This is a genomic window from Paraglaciecola sp. IT1134 (assembly GCF_058068185.1).
Window position 1 is genome coordinate 1,913,081 of the sequence record NZ_CM176486.1, and the last position, 24,188, is coordinate 1,937,268.

Below are 24,188 nucleotides of genomic sequence, written 5' to 3' on the forward strand. Positions count from 1 at the left end.
AATATTTTATTCCTGAGGTAAAACAGACTTAGTCATATTCAGGCTATTTTTTATATCCTGATATGCTTTGTTCTCGGACTGACCAATGGGTAAATCAAAGGTGATGTTAGCGCCAAAGGCGTTGGGTGCAGTGGGATCACGCCGCACTTTATCTAAGACCCAAAGTCGTGTACCCAAGTAAAAACCTTCTTTAAGATCATGGGTGACCATGAAAACGGTAAGATTGTGAGCTTTCCATAGTGACAACACCAATTCATGCATTTCAGCGCGAATGCCGGGGTCCAACGCACCAAATGGTTCATCCAGCAGCAAAATACGAGGGTTACCAAGCAAGGTTTGTGCGATCGCCAAACGCTGACGCATTCCACCCGACAACTCATGTGGATAGCGATTGAGAACGTGTTTTAAGCCCACTTGTTCGAGCATTGCTTGCGCTTCCAGTAACGCCTTGCGTTTTTTTGCTCCAAATAGGTAACCGGTTATTCCACTTTGTTGAAATCCTCGTGTTGCCAACACATTCTCCAGTACGGTCATATGCGGGAATACTGAGTATTGTTGAAACACTATACCCCTGTCTGCATTGGGCTGGTCGGGTATAGCTTGACCGTCCAGCAGCAATTCACCTTTGCTCGTTGTCGCTGTGCCCAGTAACATATTTAACAAGGTGCTTTTGCCGCAACCAGATGTGCCAACCATAGTGACAAATTCACCCTTGTTCACCTTAAAATTTAAGCGTTCTAAAATGATGTCATTGCCGAAGGATTTCCAGATGTTGCGTGCTTCAATCATGTTTCCCCCCATCGTCAAACCAGGGGAATAGCGTTTGATTCAACTTGATTAACAGCCAGTCAATGATAAATGCCAACAGCGTGATCCAGGCGACATACGGTAAAATTAAATCCATTGATAGATATCGTCTTACTAAAAAAATCCGGTAACCTAAGCCGTCAGTTGACGCTATAGCCTCTGCAGCAATCAAAAACAACCAGGCCGCGCCCATTGCCATACGTAAGGCGTTGAGTAGCTGAGGCAGTAGTTGTGGCAAAAATACTCGGATAATAATTTGCATACTATTAGCCCCAAGAGTCAGTGCTTTTACCAGTTGCTGCTTGGGTATTTCTTGGGCCCTGCGGTTTATATCTCTGGCTATCATAGGAGCAATGCCGATGGTTATTAGCGCGACTTTAGACACTTCCCCTAAGCCCATTACAATGAATAATATGGGCAACAACGCAAGGGGAGGCACGAGGGATATCACTGTAATGAGTGGGGCAAAGGCTGAGTTAAACAATGGCAATGCACCGGTTAATATGCCCAGCAGTAGTCCAATGCTTGCAGCAATGAGTACACCCAATCCTAAGCGCTGCAAACTGCTTGCCGTATCTGTCCATAGAATATATTCACCGGTTCGCTTACTCGGCTCCATTGCCACACGATGAATTGTGTCGCCCATAGTAGAAAAACTCGGTAGCAGCTTGTCATTGGGGTTTTCTGCTAAACGGCCATTAGAACTGGCCATATACAGCAGAACCAGCAAAATAAAGGGCAACAAACCTAGAAACAAATTGGCCGATGCTGCAGGTTCATAGGTTGTCAGTCTTTTCAATTCATTTTCCCCTTATGTATACTAATGTGCGTAAACGACGAAATATATTTGATTACAGTTTGCCGTCAGTCGCCATTTGCATATAGGTAGGGTCAAAACGCAGCTTGATGTTACCTTTGTCACCAAAAATACCAGCAGGGGTTTGGATACCGATAAAGCCAGCACTTGGGGCTCCTTCACCTAATAAACCATGCTTAAAAGAGAATTCGGCAACGGATTTCATGGTAGTGATTAGCTTTTTACTATTTACCAGTTCAAGGGCTTGGTCGGGGGTATAGAACATCTCGGTACTGGCAAGTTGCTCATCGTAGCCTTTTAGATCAGTTCCCGAAGCGAGACCCATATAAGTGCGAGTAGCAATAGATTCAGGACTGTTTGATTGCATATTCTCCATGATTTCATACCATGCACCTACCAAAGCTTTACCGAGTTTAGGGTTGGCTTTTAAGGTGTCAGTATTAACCATTAAGGTATCGATAATTTCACCTGGGATCTGTGAAGAGTCGAAGATTTTGGATGCGCCTGGCATAGCAGTGATTTCATTCAGCATGGGATTCCAGGTGACCAATGAGCTAATTTCACCTGAAGAATAGGCGGCAACCATATCGGCATCTGAGGTGTTAACCACTTTAATATCAGATTCTTGCAGACCAACGGTTTCAAGTCCACGGGCCAGCAGATAATGGGAAACACTCAACTCAACCAAGTTGACGTTTTTGCCTTTTAAGGATGATAAGTCGCCGTTACCTTTGAGGATCACGCCATCATTTCCGTTAGAAAAATCACCTACTATTAAAGCCGTTGTATCTATGCCTCCTGCAGACGGAATGGTCAATGCGTCCATGTTTGTCATGGTGCACCCATCAAATGCGCCAGCCGTGAATTGGTTGATAGACTCGATATAGTCGTTTATTTGCACAACGTCGATTTCGATATCATATTTATCTGCCCATTTCTTGACTATGCCTTTTTCAACGCCATACGCCCAAGGCATCCATCCCACATAGATAGACCAACATATTTTAAAGTTTTGTTTAGTTTGGGCAGCAGCTTGTGTCGGAACTAACACGCTACATAAAAGAAGTAGTACTGGAATAAATTTTATCATCATAACCCTCAAGAACGTTGTTGTTACACATTGAGTACCCTTGGCTGCGCCAATCAAGTCTCCCGGGCTTTTATCCCGCCGTGTAACCTACGTTAATGAGGATATTAACTGAGGTCGTGAGCTCTCGGTCCAGACGTGGTGTTTACCACCGGAACCCTAGTCCACTATTTCAAATTGTAGATCCGCGACAGTTAAGGGTACGGATATATGTGAATAAGCACAAAGTTTGCCAACATTAGAAGTTATTTATATGTAACTACAAATCAATGGGATAGGAGGCAGGTTTGTAGATAATGGAACAGAATATATGCTGCTGCATTACAAATGTGCACCAGAATGTTTCAAATCGCACCAAAATAGCCATTTTAGTGCATGCTATGTTTATCGAACCCACTGACAATGAGCATTATATTTTGAAAGAGTAAACTATCATCAAAGATATCGTTTAATATTTTCGTAATACACCCTTGCGACTCAATGAAGTTGAACAAATTATCAATAATGTTTCGTTTGAATTCAATAACACTTCATTGTCAAGTTCATCGGCGGTTATCGAACAGTAAAGCTAGCAATAAGCGGGGCAATCGTAAATGGCGTTATTGGTGACACTAAAATCGTAAGTTCTGACCGCGCTATTGAGATGAATGATGTTTCGTATTTTGACCTAAGAGACTCGATACGCTCGGTAAAGACAATGGGTATGTTTACGCGAGAAACGTTAAGTAACTTAGCCAACGCGATGTGACTCAATCGGTTTGCGATCCACTGCTTGAACGGCTTAATTTGCCTAAGCAAAAGTCTCATTAAACCAGTCACACCGCACCGACACTATTGTTTGCCTCTGGCGAAAGTCCAGGACGGCTCACTTTTAGACGCAATTTACATCCTAGTTTATTACGCAAACAGCTGCCAACCGTTTAATTTCGTAAAAAATTTAAGTTTACAAAAATCTACTAAAATATTGATATTTAAATGGTTTTTTAGTTGATTACATTGGTGATCTCAATATTTGTTAACTTTTTTAACAAAGCGGTGGAAATTTATCAAAAAAAGATTGAGAATATGTAGCATTGTAAACAATCTATAATCTACAATTTACAGGGAGCTGTTTGCAATGCATGTTTGATTAAACGCACACAATAAATAAATTGCTAGCCGCTAGACGGTTAAAGAGGGTCATATGAAAATCGAAAAATTTAAACTCAATACTATCGCTCTAGCTATAGTAGTTGCTAGTGGTGGCGTCTCTGTAACAGGAAATGCATTTGCGCAAGAAGATGCTTCTGCTAACGATAATCTAGAAGTCATCAACGTTAGCGGAATACGCGGTTCTTTAGCCAGTTCAGCAAACATAAAACGAGAATCATCTGGCGTTGTAGATGCCATTACTGCAGAAGATATTGGTAAATTTCCTGATACCAACTTAGCAGAATCCTTGCAGCGGATAACTGGTGTTTCCATTGACCGAGCAAATAACGAAGGTAGCCAAGTTACTGTGCGCGGTTTTGGTCCAGAATTTAACTTGGTAACCTTGAATGGACGGCAAATGCCGAGTTCTTCTGTAATAGGCCCTCGTAGAAGTTTTAACTTTAGAGAAATTGCTTCTGAGTCCGTTACCGGTGTGGAAGTATATAAAACAGGTAAAGCCAATATTTCCTCTGGCGGTATAGGCGCAAACATTAATATTCAAACTGCCAAACCTTTTGACTATGGTGATTTTAAAGCGTTTGTTAGTGCGCAAGGAGTTATTGACACGAGTGTTGAAAAAGGTAGCAACATCACACCAGAAGTATCCGGCATGGTGAGTAACGTATTCATGGACGGGAAACTTGGCGTGTTGTTTTCTGCATCCCATGCTGAGCGTGATTCCGGTCGAGATCGGGTAGGCACAGATGGATGGGTACGCAACCGTGGTAATCGTTCACAAATTGACACGTCTGCGATAGATACATCGAAAAATCCAACCCAGGCATTTTGGAACCCTTGGACAGCAGTTGTTGAACGCTTTGATACTGAGCGTGAACGTCAAAATGCACAGTTAGTCCTACAATTTGCACCCACTGACGAGATCGTTATTTCCGCTGACTATACGCTTTCTCGTTTCGAAGAATCCAGTACCACAAACCGTTCTGCATATTGGTTTGACGACCCCTTTGGAACAGCTGATACGAATGGTACGGTTATCGACCCATTTGATCCTGATGATGAATTAAACTTTTGGGCATGGGAATACTTTGAGAAAAAAGAAAATGACTCCCTTGGGATTAACATTGAGTGGCAAGCTACTGAAAGCTTAAGTTTTACGCTAGATGCTCATGATTCTACTTCTCACGCTAATCCAGACGGCATATATGAAAGAATAGCAAACCTAAAGAACCCTAAGTTTGGTGATGACAATGATATTGGCGTAGATATTGGTGCCAATTTCTCTGGTGAAATCCCCTCTATCACTGTTGATGACAGCCGCATTCCTGGCTCAGCCTATGACAAGGCTAATCTTGTATCTGATTTGTATCAGGAACGCGGATTAGAAATGGAAAATAATGTTAAGCAAATCCATCTTGCCGGTAACTGGGAAAATAGCGAAAGTGGTGCATTAACGAATATTCACTTTGGTTTTCAATCGACTGAATATGAAGTCATTACTGATAACAGTGGGTCGTTTTTCTTCGTGGATATTCCGCTCACAAATTTGGATTTGAACTTTGTCCCTCTTGGCGACACAGCGGACCAATTTTCAGGTCAAGGCAACCTGTTTCCATTGCTCCCGCAATACAGTGCTAATCAATTTATTGATATAGTGCGTGCTGAAGGCCAGTTTGGTGCCCCAAATGTATCAACAAATGGTGTTACCGAAGAAACAAATTCACTTTATGTGAAGTTTGATTTTGAAACTGAATTTAACGGCATGGATGTTGACCTTAATGTTGGCGTTCGTTATGAAAAGACTGATGTCACAGCGTTTACCGTACAAGAAGGCATAACTGCGCTTAACTTTAGGAACGTAGAAGAGCTGGCAATTGTATTTGATGGCACACCAGCGGCACAAAACGTGACAGGTAGTTATACGCGTATCTTGCCGAATTTTGACTTTTCTTTAAACGTCACCGAAGAAATTGTAACTCGTTTCTCCTACTCTCGCACCATTGGCCGTCCTGGCATTGGTTCATTGTTTCCCGGCACTAACCTACTTGCACCTCGGCCTGAAGGTCCATTCAGGGCTTCTCAAGGTAATCCTAGTTTGTTGCCGCTTACATCCGATAACTTCGATTTAACTTTCGAGTGGTATGCAGACAATGGTAGTACCGCATCGGTTTCTTACTTTAAAAAGTACACTGACAACTTTATTGGTAGTGGTTCAGAAAATCGTGTAATTAACGATGTAAATGGTAATCCTATTACCGATCCAAGTGCAAACCCGAGAACTGATGGCGTTTGTCCAGACGATAGCGCAACACCTAATCCCGTATGTCTTGGTGCCTCAGGCGATCCGATCATTACCTGGGAAGTAACAACGCCTTTAAACCTAGAAAAACGAGTTATTGATGGTTGGGAACTTAATGCACAATACTTCCTTGGTGAGACGGGCTATGGCGCGGTTGCGAATTATACACTCGTCAACAGCGACGAAACGTTCGACGTGTTTAACTTTGATCAAAGTGCGGCACTCACAGGCTTGAGTGATTCAGCCAACTTAGTTGGTTTTTATGAAAACGACCAGTTTCAGGTGCGTTTAGCCTATAATTGGCGTGACGATTTCTTACAGTCATTAGGTAGTGAGCCGACATTTGTTGAGGCTTATGGTCAATGGGATGTAAGCTTAAGTTACGATATCAATAAGACAGTGTCTGTATCTTTTGATGGGCTTAACATAACTAATGAAACCGTTCGTCGTCATGGTCGTTTTCAAGAACAAGTTCTTGACGCAGAGCAATATGGACCTCGCTTTAACATAGGGGTGAGTGCCAAGTTTTAATTATCAACGAGTGGTTTTGGTAATAGTTAATGTGAAAATTGTAAAAGCCGCCGATTATATGGCGGCTTTTACAATTGACTAGTTGTTAATCAATGTAGCAGACTATATTTTCTTGTTGGAGTGTATCAGTATGCAAAAAGCGCTTAGGGATATTGTTATTGTTGGTGGTGGAACTGCTGGTTGGCTTACTGCTGGTGTTATAGCGGCAAAACTTAAAAAGAACAATAAGTCTGGATTCACTATTACGCTTATAGAATCTCCCGACGTGCCCATTATTGGCGTGGGGGAGGGTACCTGGCCAACTATGCGTAAGACCTTAAAAATGATAGGGGTACGTGAAACTGATTTTATTAAAGAATGCCATGTTTCATTTAAACAAGGCGCTAAATTTGCAAAATGGGTAACCGGCAAAGAGGATGATTTTTATTATCATCCATTGGTGTTACCGCAAGATTTCGACAATATTAATTTAGCAGAGCATTGGTTAGTCAATCACCCAGAATTATCATTTTCTGAATCAGTGTGTTATCAACAATATTTGTGTGAACGGGGCTTAGCACCCAAACAAATTGCCACAGCAGAATACGCTGCAATCTCTAATTATGCATACCACTTGGATGCGGGAACTTTCTCTACATTTATTCAAAAGCATTGTGTCGCAAACCTTGGCGTCCGACATGTGCTTGACCACGTTTCCCAGGTGAATAATTCTGGTTGCGGTGATATTGAGTCAGTATCAACTAAATCTCATGGGGAAATAAGAGGGGACTTATTTATTGATTGCACGGGGTTTAAGTCGCTTTTGCTTGGTGATAATCAACTAGTTCCGTTCAAATCTTGTCAAGATGTGTTGTTTGTAGATAAAGCATTGGCTGTGCATGTACCTTACGAACACCCGAATAGCCCTATTGCTTCACATACTATTTCTACCGCACAAACAGCAGGTTGGATTTGGGATATAGGTTTATCAACTCGTCGCGGAGTAGGGCATGTTTATGCGAGTAAATATATAGATAGTGACACTGCTCGCCAACAACTCCTCGATTACATTCGTTCAAACCACGATAACCCAGAAGCCCTATCAATGAGAGAAATTGATATAAAAGCCGGTCATCGTGAAGTTTTTTGGAAACGAAACTGTGTCGCGGTTGGTATGTCGGCAGGTTTCTTAGAGCCTCTAGAAGCATCAGCATTATTACTTGTCGAAATTTCAGCGGAAATGATTTCCGAGCAAATGCCGGCAAATAGATCGTCGATGGATATCGTATCAAAACGCTTCAACAAAACATTTTTATATCGCTGGGCTTGCATTATTGATTTCTTAAAACTTCATTATATGCTCAACAAACGCGAAGATAACCGGTTTTGGATTGATCACAGGGATCCCTGCACTATTCCCGATAGTCTAAAAGAGTTGTTAACGTTATGGCAGTATAAAACACCGTGGCATGAAGACTTTGAGCTCGCCAGAGAAGTATTCCCTGCTGCCAGTTATCAATACGTTTTGTATGGCATGGGCTTTGAAACTGAACCTTGTCATTTAGGTCTATCTGAAGAAAATACTGAACGTGCCAAATTATTGTTTAAACAAAATGCACAGCAAAGCTCCAAATTATTGGCCGCCATGCCAACTAATAGAGAATTATTAAACAAGATTTATCAATTCGGACTACAGCCGATATAAGGAGTTACCCTTGTCGACCTATACGTTGTTAAACCCTGCTGAACATAAAAACATTCGTGTTATTACCTCGCGTGGCGAAAAATTTGGTGAAAATGTCAATACTATTCCAGTGATTGCTGATGAACTTCGATCGCTAGTGACTGAGTACCCAGTCTGTTTTTTAAAAAATCCAAATACTGGCCGATTTGGCTTGTATGCTTTGAGTGGTTTAGAGTCAGGTATAAATTTGTATTTACAAAATGACCAATGGAACGCCAATTACCTGCCTTTGCATATAAGGCGACACCCTTTTTTAATGGGGGTAACAGGCGATGCCGGTGCTCAGCCAAGTCCAAACAATACAGTGGTCACAATCCAGTTAGAGCACAAACGAGTGACAGAAGAAGGCGGCGAAGCCTTATTTGATGAACAAGGTAGCGCGACAGACTATCTTAAAAACATCAGCGGCTTATTGGCTCGCTTATTACAAGGCTTACCAAAAACTGATAGCTTTATTGATGCTTTGATTAAACAAGGTTTAGTTGAACAATTGCAATTAAAAGTGTCCCTAGCTAAAGGTAATCAAAAAGTCCTTCAAGGGTTTTATGGTATTAACGAAGAGAAATTAGCTGCCATGAAAGGCGATATGTTAGTGAGTTTTTATAGCAAAGGGTATATTCAAGCTTGCTATATGATTATTGCTTCAGTTGGACATATTCAAAAATTAATTAATTGGGCAAATAAAAGGTAAGTAGACTCAAATTGCCATCTTGTTGCAATTGCTATTAAATAGTGTTCTGGTCAACTACAACCGGACACTTTCTTTTGAGATATTTCATATTTAATCGGTGACATATTGCCATTGGCCGTATGTAGTCGATCTTGATTGTAATATTTCATATAGGCAGCCACGTCTTGCTTCATATGTTCACGAGTTGGTTGAGCAATTTTGAATATCCAATCGTGCTTTAAACTCCCGAAGAACCGCTCGACTACCGCGTTATCCCAGCACGCCCCAACATCGCCCATCGATGCGCGAATACCATATCCTTTAAGCAATTTGCTGAATCGCCTGCTGGTGTACTGTGAGCCTCTATCACTATGAAACACAAGACCAGCCCTGGGTTGCCTCAGATTCACGGCCTTAATGAGCGCCTTACTGATTAAATCTGTGGTCATGCGTTTTTCTATTTGCCATCCCACAATCCGTCGGGAATATAAATCCATTACGATAGCCAGATACATCCAACCCTCAGCCGTTTTTAGTAGAGTAAGAGGCCAAGCGTAGTCGAACTATCTCTCAGCCTCTCCTCTCCGAACCGTACGTGCACCTTTCAGCGCATACGGCTCTCCATTTAATTATGGCTGACAGCCATAGCAACATCTTTGTAGCGAGACGTTATCGTATTTCTTTCTTCCAGCCGTAGATATGGATTCGTTTCTGGCAATCGCCACATGAACCGCATTTTGGGGCTGCTCACTAAGCGAAATAGTGAAGCCCCACATACAATTCCATTATTGGATTTACCATACACTACCCATGTCGTTGCCTGACCAGCAGAAGGTCGCCTTATCCACTTCATCAATAAAGATTTGATAGAGCAGCGATACTTTCTGCCCAGCCACTTGGCTAGTTTCCAAAATACAACACGGTCGATTTTACTATACACCTTGGCAGTAAAATCGGTATGCCGATAAAACTGTGCCCAGCCTTTGAGTTTACGGCTAATCTGCTCAACTTTATCGACCTTGCTACACGAGTAATCGCTCGACAAGGCTTGGCTAAGCGAATGTGAAAACGCTTTTGCTTTACCATGAGGAATACCCGACACCACGCGCATACTGCCCTTTGGCCCTCGCTTTCTAATGATCCGGTGGCCAAGGAAGATAAATCCATCGTTAACATGCGTAACATGAGTTTTATCCATGTTTAATGTCAGTTTGAGTTTACCTTCTAGGAAGTCTCGACACTGATCACGTATCGCAGTTGCTTGTGCTTTGCTGCCTTTGACGATGACAACAAAGTCATCGGCATAACGACAGTAAGCAACAGCTGGTTTCCATTGTCGATTTTCCTTAACAGCAACTGGGCGCTCATCTTGGATAGTACGATTCCAATACCAGCGGTCTTTTCGCGCTTTCTTTGACAGGTAGTGTTGATCTAAATATTGGTCAAATTCATTAAGCATAATATTTGACAGCAATGGCGAGATAACTCCACCTTGTGGCACTCCTTGGCTCGTTGCACAGAATAAATTGCGTTCGATATGACCGGCTTTCATAAAACGCCAAAGCAAGGTGTTAAATCGCTCACAATTAATGCGCTTGCGCACACAACTCATCAGTAATTTATGATGCACAGTATCAAAATAACTTGATAAATCACCTTCAATTACCCAGCGTCCTCTTGGCACATCTGCACCGTTCAGTTGTAACTGCACAGTTCGGATCGCATGATGAACACTCCGCTCCGGTCTAAAACCATAGGATAATGAGTGAAAATCATTTTCCCATATTGGCTCCATCGCCATGAGCATGGCACGTTGCACAATTCTGTCTTTCAAGGTAGGAATACCCAGTGGGCGCTGCTTGCCGTTGGATTTTGGAATGTACACACGCCTTGCAGGCATGGGTTGATAATCGCCCGACAGTAGTGCTTGCCTAATGTCTTCGAGGTGAATATCAAGGCTAGCCTGCATGTGTGACTTAGTCATTCCATCAACGCCAGCGGTTTTCGCGCCTGCTGATGAAAGCGTGATATTAGCTGCATGTTGCAGCCATACTGGATGACTGATAACTCTTAGCAGCCGATTGACTCGGCGAGTTTTATCAGTCGATGTCCATGTTGCCAATTTACGTTGCATTTCACTGATTATCAAAGGTCTTCACCTTGTTAAGGTCAGGTAATTTACTCGCGCAAATCAATTAAACTGTGTCCCTTCGCCATGTAATAGGTTTTCCCCATCTCAGACTACTACGGACGCTCCGCCAACCTGTTTGTCATCGGGGTCTGCTCCCTTAGCATTCAAAACAAGCCTTCCTCGGTTCACCTATTTGAACTCAAACATATTGGGGTGGATGCCGATCGCAGTCTTTAACCTTATCGTGCTGTAAGGTGATGGTGCTCAAGCGCAGAATTGTGATATTGCGCTTGTCCCTTGCTGAGCTCATATATTTAACTCATCAATTTGGTAATTCTGTCCATACCTATAACAGTCTTACTGCACCATACTGCCTGTTAATTCGTGTAGGCAGTGGCGACATTTCAGCCCATAGATGCGGGTTAATCGGTTCATGTTCTTCATCCGTCCAATACTTAGCCTAGAAGAGCATCTTGGCGTAACGAATTCGCCTCACTCCCCGTTGTCAGCGAGTTACATCACCTTATTAGCATACAATAAGTCACTGTCGCCCAGACTCTGCCACCTGCACAACCAGATGGCGTCATAAATAAGCTGGCTCCTGCCATTTCATTTATGAATTTCAAATAGACTCGTGGTTCATTTAAGCATTCCATGCTAGTGCTGAACTCCGAGCACACGATAGGTAATATCACCGGCCCAGACCTCGTCAGAACCGAGCGGATTAAAATTCTGGTTCAACAAATTATTAGCGACTTTATCGCTGTGTTTGCGCTTAGTCGTGACTTTGTAAGCGACTCGCTGTGTCACCTCAAGCCCCAACTGTTTCATCAGTTTGATGGTACGGTATCGGCTGATTGTATAACCTGTTTCATTAAGCTTTTTGGCCAATTCTCGGCTTCCTAAGCTCTCTCGGCTGGCTTTGAACCGCGCCTTGGCCTCACGGTAAAGCGCTAGCTCATCTGCCGTAATCAACTTGCCAGGACGAATGCACCAAGCGTAAAAGGCTGACTTACTGACCTTCATCACGCGACACAAGATACGTACCGGATAGTATGTAGCTTGTGTCTTTATAAAACGAAATTTTACTTCATTTCTTTCGCGAAGAAGGCACTGGCCTTCCTAAGAAACACATTCTGCTTTGAGGTGTAATTCCCAGCCAAATTCTTCAGCCTTTCGCTTTAGGTTTTTAATCACTCTATCTCGATAGTCCTTTTCATATTGATCTGCACCGGGATCTTGGTATTGCATGCCGTAACGCATTGCATTGTAAAAAAGCACGGCTATCTTCCTAGCAGTGGCAGTCACCGCCTTGGCTTTACCAATTCTAGCGGACAAACGTCGATAAAATGCACCTAGCGCTGTACTGGAGCGACCCACGGTCGTAGCGGCTAACCGCAGATGTGCCACAATGCGATTGTTACTTTTTCGAGAGTGTGATGACAATTTTTTACCGCCACTTATTTTGGAGCCTGGGCACAGGGTGAGCCAAGAGGTAAAATGTTTGGCCGTTGGCCACCTTGTCATATCGGTTCCACACTCAGAAATCATCCTTAACGCCAAATAAGGGCCCAGTCCATGAATTTGGGTCAAATCCGAGCCGACTAAATGATAAAGAGATGTTCGCACATCAAAGTGCAATTGATTGGGTTGCTTTGTACGATGTTTAGGCTTGGGTAAAGGGGCAACTGGTTTTTCTAAACCGATGGATAGTTTCGCTAGTACGGCTTCGATTTCAACGTCGCATTCATGGACTTGCACTTGATAAGCGTCGTACATAATCAGGGCTTGCTTTAACGCAAATATATGCTCAGCCTGGTAATTTCCTTTTAGGGCCTCTTCGATTGTTTTCTGACTCGACTTACAACGATTATCTCGATAAGCAGCGAGTATGCCGGGTGTGCGTTCTCCGGCGACTATTGCGCGAATAATACGCATACCAGTCACACCTGTGATATCCGACACTACAAGATTCAGCTGTATATTCATAAACGTCAGGGCTTTCTGCATATGTTGTATATGCGCGGCGGCGTAATCCGACAATCGCTCACGTACTCGCAGGTAACTTCTCAACTCCACAACTAAGGTCGTCGGACGAAAACTGGCTTTTAATAATCCACAGGCATGCAGTCTTTGGATCCACTGAGCATCATTCACATCTGTTTTACGCCCAGGAACTGACCGCGTATCACGTGCATTTGAAAGCACTGCTTCAAGCCCATACTCTTCAAGAATTTCATATACTGGAACCCAATACACGCCCGTTGACTCCATCGCTACAGTCGTAATTCCATGACTAACCAACCACTTGGCCATGTTGTGTAAGTCTGTTGTAAAGGCATTGAAGGTTCTGACTGGCTCATCAGCTTTATCGGGCGGAATAGCCACCACATGAAAGCTTGCACCGATATCAATACCTGCCGAGTCCGGATGGATGACAGGCAAAGATTGGGATTTCTTGGATTGTGTACTCATGATGCACCTCATCTCGTTAGATGTCCGGACGGGGCGCGGATTACATCACTTTCCTAAACGGGGTCTATAAAGCCACCAACATCGGGTCCGCTACTCCCCTGGATCAGGTTTTTTGACGGGATTTTTCATCTCCAAAAGGCGAACGACCATTTCCGGAACATTCGAAGTATAGCTGGGTGTTTCTAATCAGATGGGGGAAAGCGGGGTATCTAGGCTGTTTTTTAAAATCTCTTTCTCCATGCGCAATTCTTTATTTTCTTTGCGCAGGCGTTTTAACTCTTCACGCTCATCTTCAGCAAGCACTTTCCCCTGGACTTGCTGCTCGTGAAGCTCTTTCCAGCGGTAGAGCATATTGGTGGCTATATCCAATGATTTAGCTGCTTCTGGGACGGAATAGCCTTGTTCTAATATCAGCGCAACTGCCTCTTCTTTAAACTCTTTTGGGTACTGCTTATAACTACGTTTTTGTGTCATGTTCACTCCTTAATATTGGACGGTTAATTGTCTCTTATTAAAGTGTCCGGTGCCATTTAACCAGAACATAGCTTACCTGAATCTTCGATTGATAGCCTTTCATTAATATCAGTTGGTTTAGGTTCTATTTGCTCTCTTGTATCGATTGCATGCTGGCTGCCCATATCAGAGTGCACCCAGTCAAGGTTTATCGCAACAACAATAATATAGCTTGATGATGCCAGCGTTAATGTTAATTTATTGGTGAGCATTTTCTGGTTAGGCCCTAGTTCCCTATAAATGTCTTAGCTTTAACTGGACTGGGGTTAAATTAAAGCGCAACCCGAAATTTTGTTGTTTTCAAAATTAACCGGAACACAACCTGATCTAGATCATGCTCCTGTTGGAAAATAAAAAACGAAATATAATTGCTATTTGTCGCTTTTGTATCTTGTTGGATAAACGCTGGCGTTAAACTTTTTGGCCGCCGTTATCATCTCTGGGTAGGGAATATCCGTTGCAGAAACGAAACCCACATTGTAATTTTCACCGTCAAATGCACGACCAGAAATAGGCGAGTCTACGTATTGAAACCAATGTGCTCCTACCATGGTGGGTATCGCTAATACACTTTGCATGTAGTCTAAGTACATTTGTGCTCTGTCTGCTTGTCCATCAGCCTGCACGAGGCCGGGGTGATATAGGCCGGTTTCTCGCGTAGCACCAATATGATATTCACCGATGATCGTGGGTAAGTCGATATCCTGTAAAAAAGCCCATTCTTTGGGTTGTAAGCCTTCTTCATAAATATTAAAACTCAGTACATCAGAGTATTTAACAGAGGCTTTAATCGTTTCTTTAGGCATGCCCCAGTTAGCCATTCGCACCCCCATATAGAGATGCTGAGGCATGGCTTTGGCTAATGCATCGTGTACCACTCTAAAGTATTCTTCTGATAACATTTCCAACATATAGGAAAGGTCAGTGACCATTGCGTCAGGATATGCAGTTACATTAACGCCCTTGGCTAAGGTTATCCACGAATCAAAACTGGTTTGCCATGCCTGATTTAGGTCATTGATGGATTCATACCTTAGTTGTAATTGTTGGGTAAAGGCGGCTTTTGCCGGGCTTTGTTGGGCATTTTTAGTGAGGGCGTCAAGAATTAATCCATAGCGGTGTTCAGTACCACCCTCACTTAATCCCCAACTCTTTTCATTGTCAACGAAAACGCCCACACACCAGGGAGATTTCTGTACTTCTTCAGCTATGGTATCGATGGTGATTTGTGCTCGGCGGACAAATTCAGGATCAAATGCATCAGGCATAGGAGCCCAAACGTCATATTTTGAGCTTAAGGTTTTGTAGTCACCGATGATCCAACCATTAGCAAAATACGGGATTTTTTCATTGGGATAAAATGCCGGATCAACCCAGTTACCCATAGAAGTGAAACCCCAGTTTTGAAATCTTGCAAGGGTGACATCTTGCCATTTCGTAATGAAGGATTCAGGATATTGCTGACCATAGCGGCGCTCCAGGTTAGCTCTATAAAAGCTGTAAGTCTCACCTGACTTTTGAGGGCCAGATAAAACCGTGCGGCGATAACTATAGTGTTCCGCAAGGTCGTCATCATAGTCCGGTAACCAGTTAAACATATCGTGCCGGACATCAGAGGCGACAAAGCGAGATCCCCTTACTTTATCTGATACTTTTACGATACCTATCGAGTCTTCAGGCGTAACGGCTTCTGGATCGACGTAGCGCACAGAGTCATCTTTGAAATCAATGCCTGTAATCGTGGTTAAATTAGCCATCCTTACATTTGCTAGACCGTGAGAGAAAAATAAATAGCCTTCAGGATCAACCATCCACCATTTCCCATTTACCTTTTCAGTACGAAAATAGCCTGTTGCCTCCAAACGTGGACCCTCTTTCCATCCGCCAAAACGCGAGCGATCGGGCATTAATCCTGATTGACTCAATTCTGCTAATTCTTGATCTGCGGCCTGTTTTAGCTCCGCTTCTGAATGAATTTTAATGGGAAAATCTAATTTGGCATTTTGTCCAAATTGATCAACATATGCTTTTCGATAAGAATCGTCATAACTCGGATTTGAGCGCAAGCGAAAGTTATCTACCATTATATTTTTTCCAGAGAGGTTACCTCTAATTGATAGGGTAATATCAGTAACACTATTCAGATCAACTTTGATTGAGCCATGGCGAAAAAAAGCCATCTCATCATTACTTTGCCAAGCAGGCACACCTGTCTTCTTAAATCCTAAATCTGTGTCATGGGCTTTTCCGTTGAGCAGAACATAATACGTGCCCCGTTCTTGAGCCGCAATGTTGACACTATGATGGGAAATTAGACCCTCACCACTGGTAATCGAAATATAAAGTTGTACTGATTCTGATCCGGTATTTACCGCATCCAAGGCAAAATTAACTTCGTCTTCACCAGACCAGTTCCATGACTGTGTTGGTTTGAACGTGACTTTGGCTTGGTATAGGTCCGGCTGAAAAGTGATTGCTAGGGCGTTATTAGTCAGAGATGAATCTTTTATGATATGACTTTTTGCACCGTCTTCCATGATAGATAAATCATCTCGATCGGAGTCAAAATTTACTAAAGATTGTAGCACAAAATTATCTGAATTTTGTGTATTACTGTGTTTGTCCAACTGTGGGTCAGTACTACAAGCTATCAGTGTTGTTAATGAAATCATATAAAGTACTGTTTTAATTGTTTTACTGTGGGATGAAAACATAGTTTTTCCTTTCTAAATGGGTGTTTAGGATGAGGTAAAATACTAACTAATCACAAAACATTTTCACCTAGCCCATTGGAACCTATAGTCGAGGTAAATGGTCATGGTATGACTTAAATGGTTTTAATCACTACTACCTGATAAATGGTTCCTGCCGACTTAAAAGCTAATAGTTCACTCAATAATGTTATCTGACGGTCACGCTTCTAACAGGTACAACTGCACATAAAAATACAACAGTACTCCATTATGTCAACATGTAATTGTTGACAATGAACTATATTGTTAGTGTTTTCCCATAGTTATTTACATTGGAACTCATTGAATATAAAAGTTTATTTAGCAAGTCGCTAAATGCTTTCGATGAGGCAAATAGCCTGACATATCTCGTTATATTACTTGCCAATTTCCAGGATATATAAGGGTAAATTTAGAACACTACCGATCGAACTATCGTATTGGTCATTATTTTTCTTTACAATCCACATCATATTGATGTAGATTGTTAACAATAGACTGTAGCCGATTGGATTTATTGGATCTCTAGATAATGAATATAAATGAAATTGTTGCAATAGATACTGAGTATTACAAAGTGCCTTTACCTGAAGTGTTGTCTGATGCTAAGCATGGAGATCATACGCACTTTGAATTATTGCTTTGCCGTATTACTTGTGCAGATGGTATGCAGGGGGTTGGTTATACCTATACCGGTGGCAAAGGTGGACGGGCGATTTATTCGTTGTTGCATGACGAGATGCGGCCGTTACTATTGGGTAAAGATGCTCAAAATATCGATGGGATTTGGCACAAGTTACAGTGGGAATACCACTATGTAGGTCGTGGTGGTTTACTTAGCTTTGCAATTTCAGCAGTCGATATAGCCCTATGGGATATCAAGTGTAAACGCGCTGACCTTCCACTGTACAAAGTGGCGGGTGGAGCTAGTAATACAACCAAGTGTTATGCAGGGGGAATTGATCTTAATTTCTCTGAAACAAAGTTACTCGCCAACATTCAAGGTTACTTAGACCGCGGTTTTGCAGCAGTCAAAATCAAAGTAGGTAAAGAAGATTATCTCGAAGACGTGCAACGTGTAGAAGCGGTACGTTCTTTAATTGGCCCAAACCGAGTGTTTATGGTTGATGCAAACTATTCGATGTCAGTAGAAGAGGCGATTCGCTTTGGTAACGCCATTGAGCACTGTGATATTACTTGGTTTGAAGAACCGACCATACCAGACAATTATTTAGGTTTTGGAGAGATCGCAGATGCTATTAGTATCCCCTTAGCCATGGGAGAAAATTTACACACTATTCATGAATTTGAATATGCCATAGCCCAATCAAAATTGAGCTTTTTACAACCAGACGCGTCAAATATCGGTGGCATTACCGGTTTTTTACAGATTGCGAAGTTGGCAGCTAAACATCATCTGCCCCTATGCAGCCACGGCATGCATGAACTGCACGTATCATTGCTAGCCTCACAAACACATGCTGGTTATTTGGAAGTGCATTCTTTTCCTATCGATCAATATACCACCCACCCATTACAACTTTCTGATGGTTTAGCTGTAGCACCTGATGTCGCCGGTACAGGGGTTATTTTCGATCAGGCGTTATTAACCCCCCATTTAATAAAACTCTATTGAGGTAAAAATTATGCAAGCTGCACAATACATTGGTAATAAATCATTTAAAGTCGTTGAAGGACATGCGATTGCTCCAAAAGCTGGAGAAGTCAGGCTAAATGTGGGTTATGTGGGTATTTGTGGCACTGATATGCACATTTATCATGGTGTGATGGATAAGCGTGTTTCTATCCCACAAACCATTGGCCATGAAATTTCGGGTGTTGTTGCCGAAATAGGTGAAGATGTTGAAGGTTTTACGGTTGGTGAAAAAGTTGTTGTTCGCCCACTTGATTGGTGTGGCGATTGCCCAACCTGCAAAACGGGTTTAACCCATATTTGTCAAAATCTTAAATTCATGGGTATCGATACCCCTGGCGCTTTTCAATCTAGCTGGACGGTTAAAGCGCGCACGTTGCACAAATTACCTGCCGGTGTTGACTTAAAGCAAGGTGCGTTAGTTGAGCCATTATCGGTTGCTTGTCATGATGTGCGCCGTTCACGTTTAAAAGCCGGTGAAAAAGCGGTGATTTTAGGTGGTGGCCCAATTGGTCAATTAGTGGCTGCCGTTGCTAAAAGTGTTGGCGCTGAAGTGTTAGTGTCTGAGCCAAATGAAAGCCGTCGTGCGTTTGCTGATGAGTTAGGTGTTAAATCTGTTAACCCAATTGACACCGATTTAGCTGCTTATGTTGAACAGTGGACCTGCAGCAAAGGTGCTGACGTAGTGTTTGAAGTATCAGGCGTATTACCTGCTATTGAAGCAATGACACAAATTGCTGGCCGTCGTGGTCGTATCGTCATGGTGGCGATTCACTCAACACAACCGCCGGTTGATTTATTCCAATTCTTCTGGAAAGAACTTGAATTATTAGGCGCTCGTGTTTATGAAGCGGCAGATTTCGATTGGGCGATAGAATTAATTGCTACCGGTCAAATTGACTTAAAACCGTTTATCAGCTCAGTGAGCCCGCTTGCGGATATAGGTAGTGCCTTTGCCAATATGGATGGTAATCCACAAGGCATGAAAGCGCTTGTTGAGTGTAACGCCCAGTAGTCACGACCGATAAATAGGAAAGAATTGATATGTTGGAAAAATTTAGTTTAGAAGGCAAAGTTGCTTTAGTTACCGGCTGTAAACGCGGCATCGGTAAAGGCATTGCATTAGGTTTAGCTGAAGCAGGTGCTGATATAATCGGTGTTTCAGCAAGCTTAGAATTGCAAGGCTCAGAAGTAGAAAAAGAAGTAAAAGCGCTAGGTCGCAACTTTAAAGGTTACCAATGTGACTTTTCTGACCGTGATGCGTTATACGCCTTTATAAAAGAAGTAAAAGCTAACTTCCCTAAAATCGATATTCTAGTGAATAATGCTGGAACCATATTACGTGCGCCAGCAGCTGAGCACGGCGATGATTTGTGGGACAAGGTTATTGACGTAAACTTGAATTCACAATTTATTCTGAGTCGTGAAATTGGTAAAGAAATGGTTGCCTGTGGAGCCGGTAAAATTATTTTTACCGCGTCTTTACTGACTTTCCAGGGTGGTATTACGGTACCCGGTTACGCAGCCAGTAAAGGTGCGATTGGTCAACTTGTTATGGCGTTGTCCAATGAATGGGCAGGAAAAGGCGTGAACGTAAATGCCATTGCACCTGGTTACATTGACACAGACAATACCCAAGCATTGCGTAATGATCCCGAGCGGTCTGCCGCTATACTAGGGCGCATTCCACAAGGTCGCTGGGGTAACCCTGAAGACTTCAAAGGTCCCGCGGTGTTCTTAGCTTCTGAAGCGGCAAGTTATGTTAATGGTGCTATTTTATTGGTCGATGGCGGCTGGATGGGGAGGTAATTTCAATGAGTGTTCAAAATTTTCAATTTCAAAACAATGTTAATTTTATTGGTGGGCAATATATTGCATCTAAAGCCGACGGCATTATTGAAATACTAAGCCCGTCAACTGGCAAGGTTATTGGTGAAATTCCTCAGGGCTGTGCACAAGATGCACAACACGCCCTAAAGGTTGCAAATACAGCGCAAAAATCTTGGGCAAAATTAACCGCACGCTCTCGACAAAATATTCTGCGTGCGTTTGCCAATAAGATCCGTGAAAACAAGCATATTCTTGCGCCCATGTTAGTGGCGGAACAAGGTAAATTGCTGTCTGTTGCTGAAATGGAAGTGGATGTGACCGCGACCTTTATTGACTATGCTTGCGATCATGCTTTGACGATCGAAGGTGATATTCTTCCTTCAGATAATGTAGACGAAAAGATATATATTCATAAAATGCCCAGAGGTGTTGTTGTCGGTATTACTGCTTGGAACTTTCCGCTAGCGCTGGCTGGTCGCAAGATTGGACCTGCGTTAATAACGGGTAACGCCATAGTCCTGAAACCAACCCAAGAAACGCCGTTGGCGACCACTGAACTTGGCCGTTTGGCAAATGAAGCCGGTATTCCAGCAGGGGTATTAAATGTTATTAATGGTAGTGGTTCGGTCGTAGGTCAGGCATTGTGCGAAAGCCCGATCACCAAAATGATAACCATGACTGGCTCAACTGCTGCCGGTAAACAAATCTATAAAACCAGTGCACAATATATGACACCAGTCATGCTCGAACTTGGTGGCAAAGCGCCCATGGTGGTGATGGATGATGCTGATCTTGAGCAAGCCGTTGAAGGTGCGCTCTGGGGACGTTTTGCTAACTGTGGTCAGGTGTGTACTTGTGTTGAACGTTTGTATGTTCATGAAGCGATTTACGAGCAATTCTTGGCTAAGTTGTTGCCACTGGTTAAGGGCTTAAAAGTCGGTGATCCTATGGCTCCAGAAACACAAATGGGCCCCAAGTGTAACCAGCGTGAAATCGCTAATATTGACCACATTGTGCAAGAGAGTGTCAAACAGGGGGCGAGAATTGCCACAGGTGGCAAGACCGCCAAAGTAACAGGTTTTGAAGGCGGATGTTGGTATGAGCCCACAGTTTTAGTTGATGTAAAACAAGATAACATCGTGGTACATGAAGAAACCTTTGGTCCAATTCTACCTGTCATTAAAGTCAGTAGTATGGAGCAAGCCATTGAATTCTGTAACGACAGTATTTATGGATTGAGTGCCTATGTATACACGCAAAATTTTTTCAACATTAATAAAGCCATTAATGACCTCGAAGTGGGTGAGGTGTATATCAATCGCGGTATGGGTGAGCAACATCAGGGTTTCCATAATGGCTGGAAACAGAGCGGATTTGGTGGTGAAGACGGCAAGTTTGGTCTTGAACAATACCTTGAAAAGAAAACCGTGTATTTGAAAGAAGTCTGAAAAATTATGGTGGCGGAATAGCATTTCGCTAATGGTTTCAAAGTTGTGTGTCCTAGGGCAGTCAAGGTAAATCTTACTGCCCTTTTTTATTACTGACTTATTTTACTGATAGTGTTGCAGGGGAAAAGGGTAAGACTTTTTTGCTCTCTTTACGTCTGGCGTGAAAATGTTTTCTTACGGCATACTGTGTAGCCGACATTAGCCTTTGGCATAATTGATTTTGAGGAAAAATAGTCAATAAAGATGAGCTCACATTAATCGATATAGCGAGTGATGCCTCATTAATGGAAAGGCAGTATGTACCTAAAACACTAAACGATGGACAGCTTTGCTCTAAAAACTATTCGGGCGGTTATTTGAGATGGTGGTTTAACATTCGCTGTGCTGATGAAACTATTCTTTAGCAGCCGAAAATAACGTACAGAAATGCAGGTTGCTTGGAAATTATGCAGATGATTAACCACAATAAAGCACGGAATGTGCTTTATTTTGGTAGGAAGTATTTAAAAATAGCAATGCTAAGCGTTAACCGGCTCCTGCCATTTTAAGATAGCATCATCTTCAACCCGTTCTAATGGGTAATAAAGAGCTTCGTTTTCTTTGAACGGTTTATTACTTTCGGCGTTATATGCCATGATCATTGACCAGCGAGGTTCAGATGAGCAGTTTTGGTTCGACTTATGCAGTAAATTGCAGTGAAAGAACAGGGTATCGCCCGGCTCAAGTTCTACGTTAACTAGCTCCAAATGCTTCATGGCTTCTTCAACAAATTGCAGTTCAGCCCCTTTTTGATCACCGGTTTTGTTGTGGTTAATACGGCCAATGTGGTGCGAGCCCTTCAATACTTGCAAACAGCCATTTTCGATTGTGGCTTTATTGATGGCAATCATACAGCTTACTAACTTGGGGTAGAGCATGATGTTGTCATTGTGCCAATAACCATAATCCTGATGCCATTCCCAAGCACCTCCCACAAAAGGTTCTTTCATCATAATTTTGCTGCTGGTGTGGTAGACCGGCTCGCCTAGTAACAAGTCCACTGAGTCAGATAAACGGCGACTACGGGAGAACATGCTATACAGGTCATCGCCCAACTCTTGCCATAAACAGACTTTACTTACCGTGCCGTTGGCGTCTTTTTTGTCCCATGCGCGCTCATATAATGAATCGTCATTGAATGCTTTGTCTTGCAACCGCGCTATTTCTGCTTGATTGTAAAAGCCGCGAGCAATTACAAAACCGTCTCTGTGGAAGTCGCTAATTTGAGTTTCTGATAATATTTGATTTGCCATTGGATCACCTCTATTGATGTTAAATAAAGTTTCGTTATTGAATTAAACAAACTTAAGGTATATGTTATTATTTTTATATGAATGAATTATTCTCTTGAGAATAATGGTATATGATTAATGTAAATTGTCAACAATTCATTGAGGTTGTCGTCTTTTTTTAACAGACCGTTAACGTATATTTCTCAAACAGATGTGAAGAGAGGCAATCGGTGGCAGAAATCACTAAAAGCAAGTATGCCGTACCTGCGTTGGATAAAGCGTTGGATGTTTTAGAATATCTAGTCGAACAGGAGTTAGCAAAGTCGCAGACCGAAATTGCAACGGCGCTAGGGCGCAGTGCTAACGAGATTTATCGGGTATTAATTAATTTAGAATACAGAGGCTATTTAGTTCGCGATGCAGTATCTGGACTCTATCGCTCTTCACTAAAAATGTATAATTTGTCGCGGCGCATATCGCCTATTGATCAGTTGCGGCAATGCGCCTTACCGCATATGGAGGATCTGGCGGTTAGAATAGGCCATTCATGCCATTTAACCATGCTCTATCAAAGTCAGACTATGGTCATAGTGCAAGCACGTAGCCAAGTGCCTATGTCGGTCAATATAACTGAGGGCGCGCTATTCCCAACCTTATCCACTACATCAGGTAAGGTGTTGTTGGCAAACAGTAATCTTGAGGTTAGAGATATGATCTTACATCGAAGTGAGGAATATGAATCTCTTGCTGTTAAGGATAAATCAAAGTTGCTCATTGATATGGAGGCAATACGTGAAGAAGGACATCTGATCGCAGACAACCCCTTTATCGAAGGGGTAACGGATCATGCTGTGTTGGTGGGGTCAGTTGAAGGTAAAATTATCGCCTGCTTAGTGGTATCCAGATTAAGGATGAAAAATAGGCAGGAAAGTAGTGATGACAATATCATTCAGCAATTACTGCAAACCGCTAATAAAATCACTCGACACTTGGGTTGCTAAGTCGTTTCAATGGCTGAGTGATCACTTAGAAGGGGCGCATAAAGTACGCG

General features: G+C 42.5%; 17 protein-coding genes, 2 pseudogenes and 1 riboswitch. Of the genes and pseudogenes, 8 read left to right on the plus strand and 11 right to left on the minus strand.

Going from position 1 to position 24,188, the window contains the following annotated elements:
* Positions 1 to 6: 6 nt before the first annotated feature.
* From AC3RV5_RS08490 to AC3RV5_RS08500, 3 genes are read right to left on the minus strand one after another with little or no spacing between them, the layout of a single operon-like run.
* Positions 7 to 789 carry an ABC transporter ATP-binding protein gene (locus tag AC3RV5_RS08490; RefSeq protein WP_489731494.1) on the minus strand — a complete coding sequence of 261 codons (783 nt, stop codon included), beginning with the start codon at positions 787 to 789 and terminating at the stop codon, positions 7 to 9.
* Positions 782 to 1,606 (minus strand): ABC transporter permease, encoded by an 825-nt coding sequence (locus AC3RV5_RS08495; protein WP_489731495.1) that lies wholly within the window; start codon positions 1,604 to 1,606, stop codon positions 782 to 784. The genes AC3RV5_RS08490 and AC3RV5_RS08495 overlap by 8 nt, the downstream gene beginning before the upstream one ends.
* Positions 1,607 to 1,658: 52 nt before the next feature.
* Positions 1,659 to 2,717, minus strand: a complete 1,059-nt coding sequence (locus AC3RV5_RS08500; RefSeq protein WP_489731496.1) for a putative urea ABC transporter substrate-binding protein — start codon at positions 2,715 to 2,717, stop codon at positions 1,659 to 1,661.
* Between the two features lie 54 nt (positions 2,718 to 2,771).
* Positions 2,772 to 2,885, minus strand: a riboswitch (guanidine-I (ykkC/yxkD leader).
* Positions 2,886 to 3,894: 1,009 nt separating this feature from the next.
* On the opposite strand from AC3RV5_RS08500, the gene AC3RV5_RS08505 reads away from it, so the two are divergent.
* The 3 genes from AC3RV5_RS08505 (at position 3,895) to AC3RV5_RS08515 (ending at position 9,104) form a co-directional block, all read left to right on the plus strand.
* Complete coding sequence (locus tag AC3RV5_RS08505; protein ID WP_489731497.1) at positions 3,895 to 6,690, plus strand: TonB-dependent receptor; 2,796 nt, start codon at positions 3,895 to 3,897, stop codon at positions 6,688 to 6,690.
* A 130-nt stretch (positions 6,691 to 6,820) separates the two neighbouring features.
* The gene (locus tag AC3RV5_RS08510; RefSeq protein ID WP_489731498.1) at positions 6,821 to 8,374 is read left to right on the plus strand and encodes a tryptophan halogenase family protein; all 1,554 of its coding nucleotides are present in this window, start codon (positions 6,821 to 6,823) and stop codon (positions 8,372 to 8,374) included.
* A gap of 10 nt (positions 8,375 to 8,384) precedes the next feature.
* Positions 8,385 to 9,104, plus strand: a complete 720-nt coding sequence (locus AC3RV5_RS08515; RefSeq protein WP_489731499.1) for a SapC family protein — start codon at positions 8,385 to 8,387, stop codon at positions 9,102 to 9,104.
* 50 nt (positions 9,105 to 9,154) lie between these two features.
* On the opposite strand, the pseudogene AC3RV5_RS08520 reads toward AC3RV5_RS08515, so the two are convergent.
* The 7 genes and pseudogenes from AC3RV5_RS08520 to AC3RV5_RS08550 form a co-directional block, all read right to left on the minus strand.
* Positions 9,155 to 9,628: pseudogene (locus tag AC3RV5_RS08520) on the minus strand (IS3 family transposase); the annotation flags it as partial.
* Positions 9,629 to 9,708: 80 nt separating this feature from the next.
* Positions 9,709 to 11,232, minus strand: a complete 1,524-nt coding sequence (gene ltrA, locus AC3RV5_RS08525; protein ID WP_489731500.1) for a group II intron reverse transcriptase/maturase — start codon at positions 11,230 to 11,232, stop codon at positions 9,709 to 9,711.
* A 639-nt stretch (positions 11,233 to 11,871) separates the two neighbouring features.
* Positions 11,872 to 12,240 (minus strand): IS3 family transposase, encoded by a 369-nt coding sequence (locus tag AC3RV5_RS08530; protein WP_489731501.1) that lies wholly within the window; start codon positions 12,238 to 12,240, stop codon positions 11,872 to 11,874.
* A gap of 96 nt (positions 12,241 to 12,336) precedes the next feature.
* On the minus strand, positions 12,337 to 13,689 hold the full coding sequence (locus AC3RV5_RS08535) for an IS110 family RNA-guided transposase (protein ID WP_489731502.1): 1,353 nt from the start codon (positions 13,687 to 13,689) through the stop codon (positions 12,337 to 12,339).
* A 219-nt stretch (positions 13,690 to 13,908) separates the two neighbouring features.
* Positions 13,909 to 14,163, minus strand: a pseudogene (locus AC3RV5_RS08540) (transposase); the annotation flags it as partial.
* A gap of 56 nt (positions 14,164 to 14,219) precedes the next feature.
* On the minus strand, positions 14,220 to 14,414 hold the full coding sequence (locus AC3RV5_RS08545) for a hypothetical protein (protein WP_489731503.1): 195 nt from the start codon (positions 14,412 to 14,414) through the stop codon (positions 14,220 to 14,222).
* A gap of 159 nt (positions 14,415 to 14,573) precedes the next feature.
* Positions 14,574 to 16,916 (minus strand): agarase, encoded by a 2,343-nt coding sequence (locus AC3RV5_RS08550; RefSeq protein WP_489731504.1) that lies wholly within the window; start codon positions 16,914 to 16,916, stop codon positions 14,574 to 14,576.
* Positions 16,917 to 17,466: 550 nt separating this feature from the next.
* Here AC3RV5_RS08550 and AC3RV5_RS08555 point away from each other — a divergent pair.
* From AC3RV5_RS08555 to aldA, 4 genes are read left to right on the plus strand one after another with little or no spacing between them, the layout of a single operon-like run.
* Complete coding sequence (locus tag AC3RV5_RS08555; protein WP_489731505.1) at positions 17,467 to 18,570, plus strand: mandelate racemase/muconate lactonizing enzyme family protein; 1,104 nt, start codon at positions 17,467 to 17,469, stop codon at positions 18,568 to 18,570.
* A gap of 10 nt (positions 18,571 to 18,580) precedes the next feature.
* A complete protein-coding gene (locus AC3RV5_RS08560) occupies positions 18,581 to 19,603 on the plus strand; it encodes a zinc-dependent alcohol dehydrogenase (RefSeq protein ID WP_489731506.1) in 1,023 nt (340 codons plus the stop codon).
* A 29-nt stretch (positions 19,604 to 19,632) separates the two neighbouring features.
* Positions 19,633 to 20,397, plus strand: a complete 765-nt coding sequence (locus AC3RV5_RS08565; RefSeq protein ID WP_489731507.1) for a 2,5-didehydro-3-deoxy-L-galactonate 5-reductase — start codon at positions 19,633 to 19,635, stop codon at positions 20,395 to 20,397.
* 5 nt (positions 20,398 to 20,402) lie between these two features.
* The gene (gene aldA / locus AC3RV5_RS08570; RefSeq protein ID WP_489731508.1) at positions 20,403 to 21,866 is read left to right on the plus strand and encodes an aldehyde dehydrogenase; all 1,464 of its coding nucleotides are present in this window, start codon (positions 20,403 to 20,405) and stop codon (positions 21,864 to 21,866) included.
* Positions 21,867 to 22,384: 518 nt separating this feature from the next.
* On the opposite strand, the gene AC3RV5_RS08575 is transcribed toward aldA, so the two are convergent.
* Positions 22,385 to 23,158 (minus strand): phytanoyl-CoA dioxygenase family protein, encoded by a 774-nt coding sequence (locus AC3RV5_RS08575; protein ID WP_489731509.1) that lies wholly within the window; start codon positions 23,156 to 23,158, stop codon positions 22,385 to 22,387.
* A 209-nt stretch (positions 23,159 to 23,367) separates the two neighbouring features.
* Here AC3RV5_RS08575 and AC3RV5_RS08580 point away from each other — a divergent pair, with 209 nt between their 5' ends.
* Positions 23,368 to 24,138 (plus strand): IclR family transcriptional regulator, encoded by a 771-nt coding sequence (locus AC3RV5_RS08580; protein WP_489731510.1) that lies wholly within the window; start codon positions 23,368 to 23,370, stop codon positions 24,136 to 24,138.
* Positions 24,139 to 24,188: the final 50 nt, after the last annotated feature.

What these genes read in the sequence shown, in the direction of transcription:
- AC3RV5_RS08490 (WP_489731494.1), bottom strand. Translation starts at nt 789, where the DNA reads ATGATTGAAGCACGCAACATCTGGAAATCCTTCGGCAATGACATCATT.
- AC3RV5_RS08500 (WP_489731496.1), bottom strand. Translation starts at nt 2,717, where the DNA reads ATGATGATAAAATTTATTCCAGTACTACTTCTTTTATGTAGCGTGTTA.
- AC3RV5_RS08505 (WP_489731497.1), top strand. Translation starts at nt 3,895, where the DNA reads ATGAAAATCGAAAAATTTAAACTCAATACTATCGCTCTAGCTATAGTA.
- AC3RV5_RS08510 (WP_489731498.1), top strand. Translation starts at nt 6,821, where the DNA reads ATGCAAAAAGCGCTTAGGGATATTGTTATTGTTGGTGGTGGAACTGCT.
- AC3RV5_RS08530 (WP_489731501.1), bottom strand. Translation starts at nt 12,240, where the DNA reads ATGAAGGTCAGTAAGTCAGCCTTTTACGCTTGGTGCATTCGTCCTGGC.
- AC3RV5_RS08535 (WP_489731502.1), bottom strand. Translation starts at nt 13,689, where the DNA reads ATGAGTACACAATCCAAGAAATCCCAATCTTTGCCTGTCATCCATCCG.
- AC3RV5_RS08545 (WP_489731503.1), bottom strand. Translation starts at nt 14,414, where the DNA reads ATGCTCACCAATAAATTAACATTAACGCTGGCATCATCAAGCTATATT.
- AC3RV5_RS08550 (WP_489731504.1), bottom strand. Translation starts at nt 16,916, where the DNA reads ATGTTTTCATCCCACAGTAAAACAATTAAAACAGTACTTTATATGATT.
- AC3RV5_RS08555 (WP_489731505.1), top strand. Translation starts at nt 17,467, where the DNA reads ATGAATATAAATGAAATTGTTGCAATAGATACTGAGTATTACAAAGTG.
- AC3RV5_RS08560 (WP_489731506.1), top strand. Translation starts at nt 18,581, where the DNA reads ATGCAAGCTGCACAATACATTGGTAATAAATCATTTAAAGTCGTTGAA.
- AC3RV5_RS08565 (WP_489731507.1), top strand. Translation starts at nt 19,633, where the DNA reads ATGTTGGAAAAATTTAGTTTAGAAGGCAAAGTTGCTTTAGTTACCGGC.
- aldA (WP_489731508.1), top strand. Translation starts at nt 20,403, where the DNA reads ATGAGTGTTCAAAATTTTCAATTTCAAAACAATGTTAATTTTATTGGT.
- AC3RV5_RS08575 (WP_489731509.1), bottom strand. Translation starts at nt 23,158, where the DNA reads ATGGCAAATCAAATATTATCAGAAACTCAAATTAGCGACTTCCACAGA.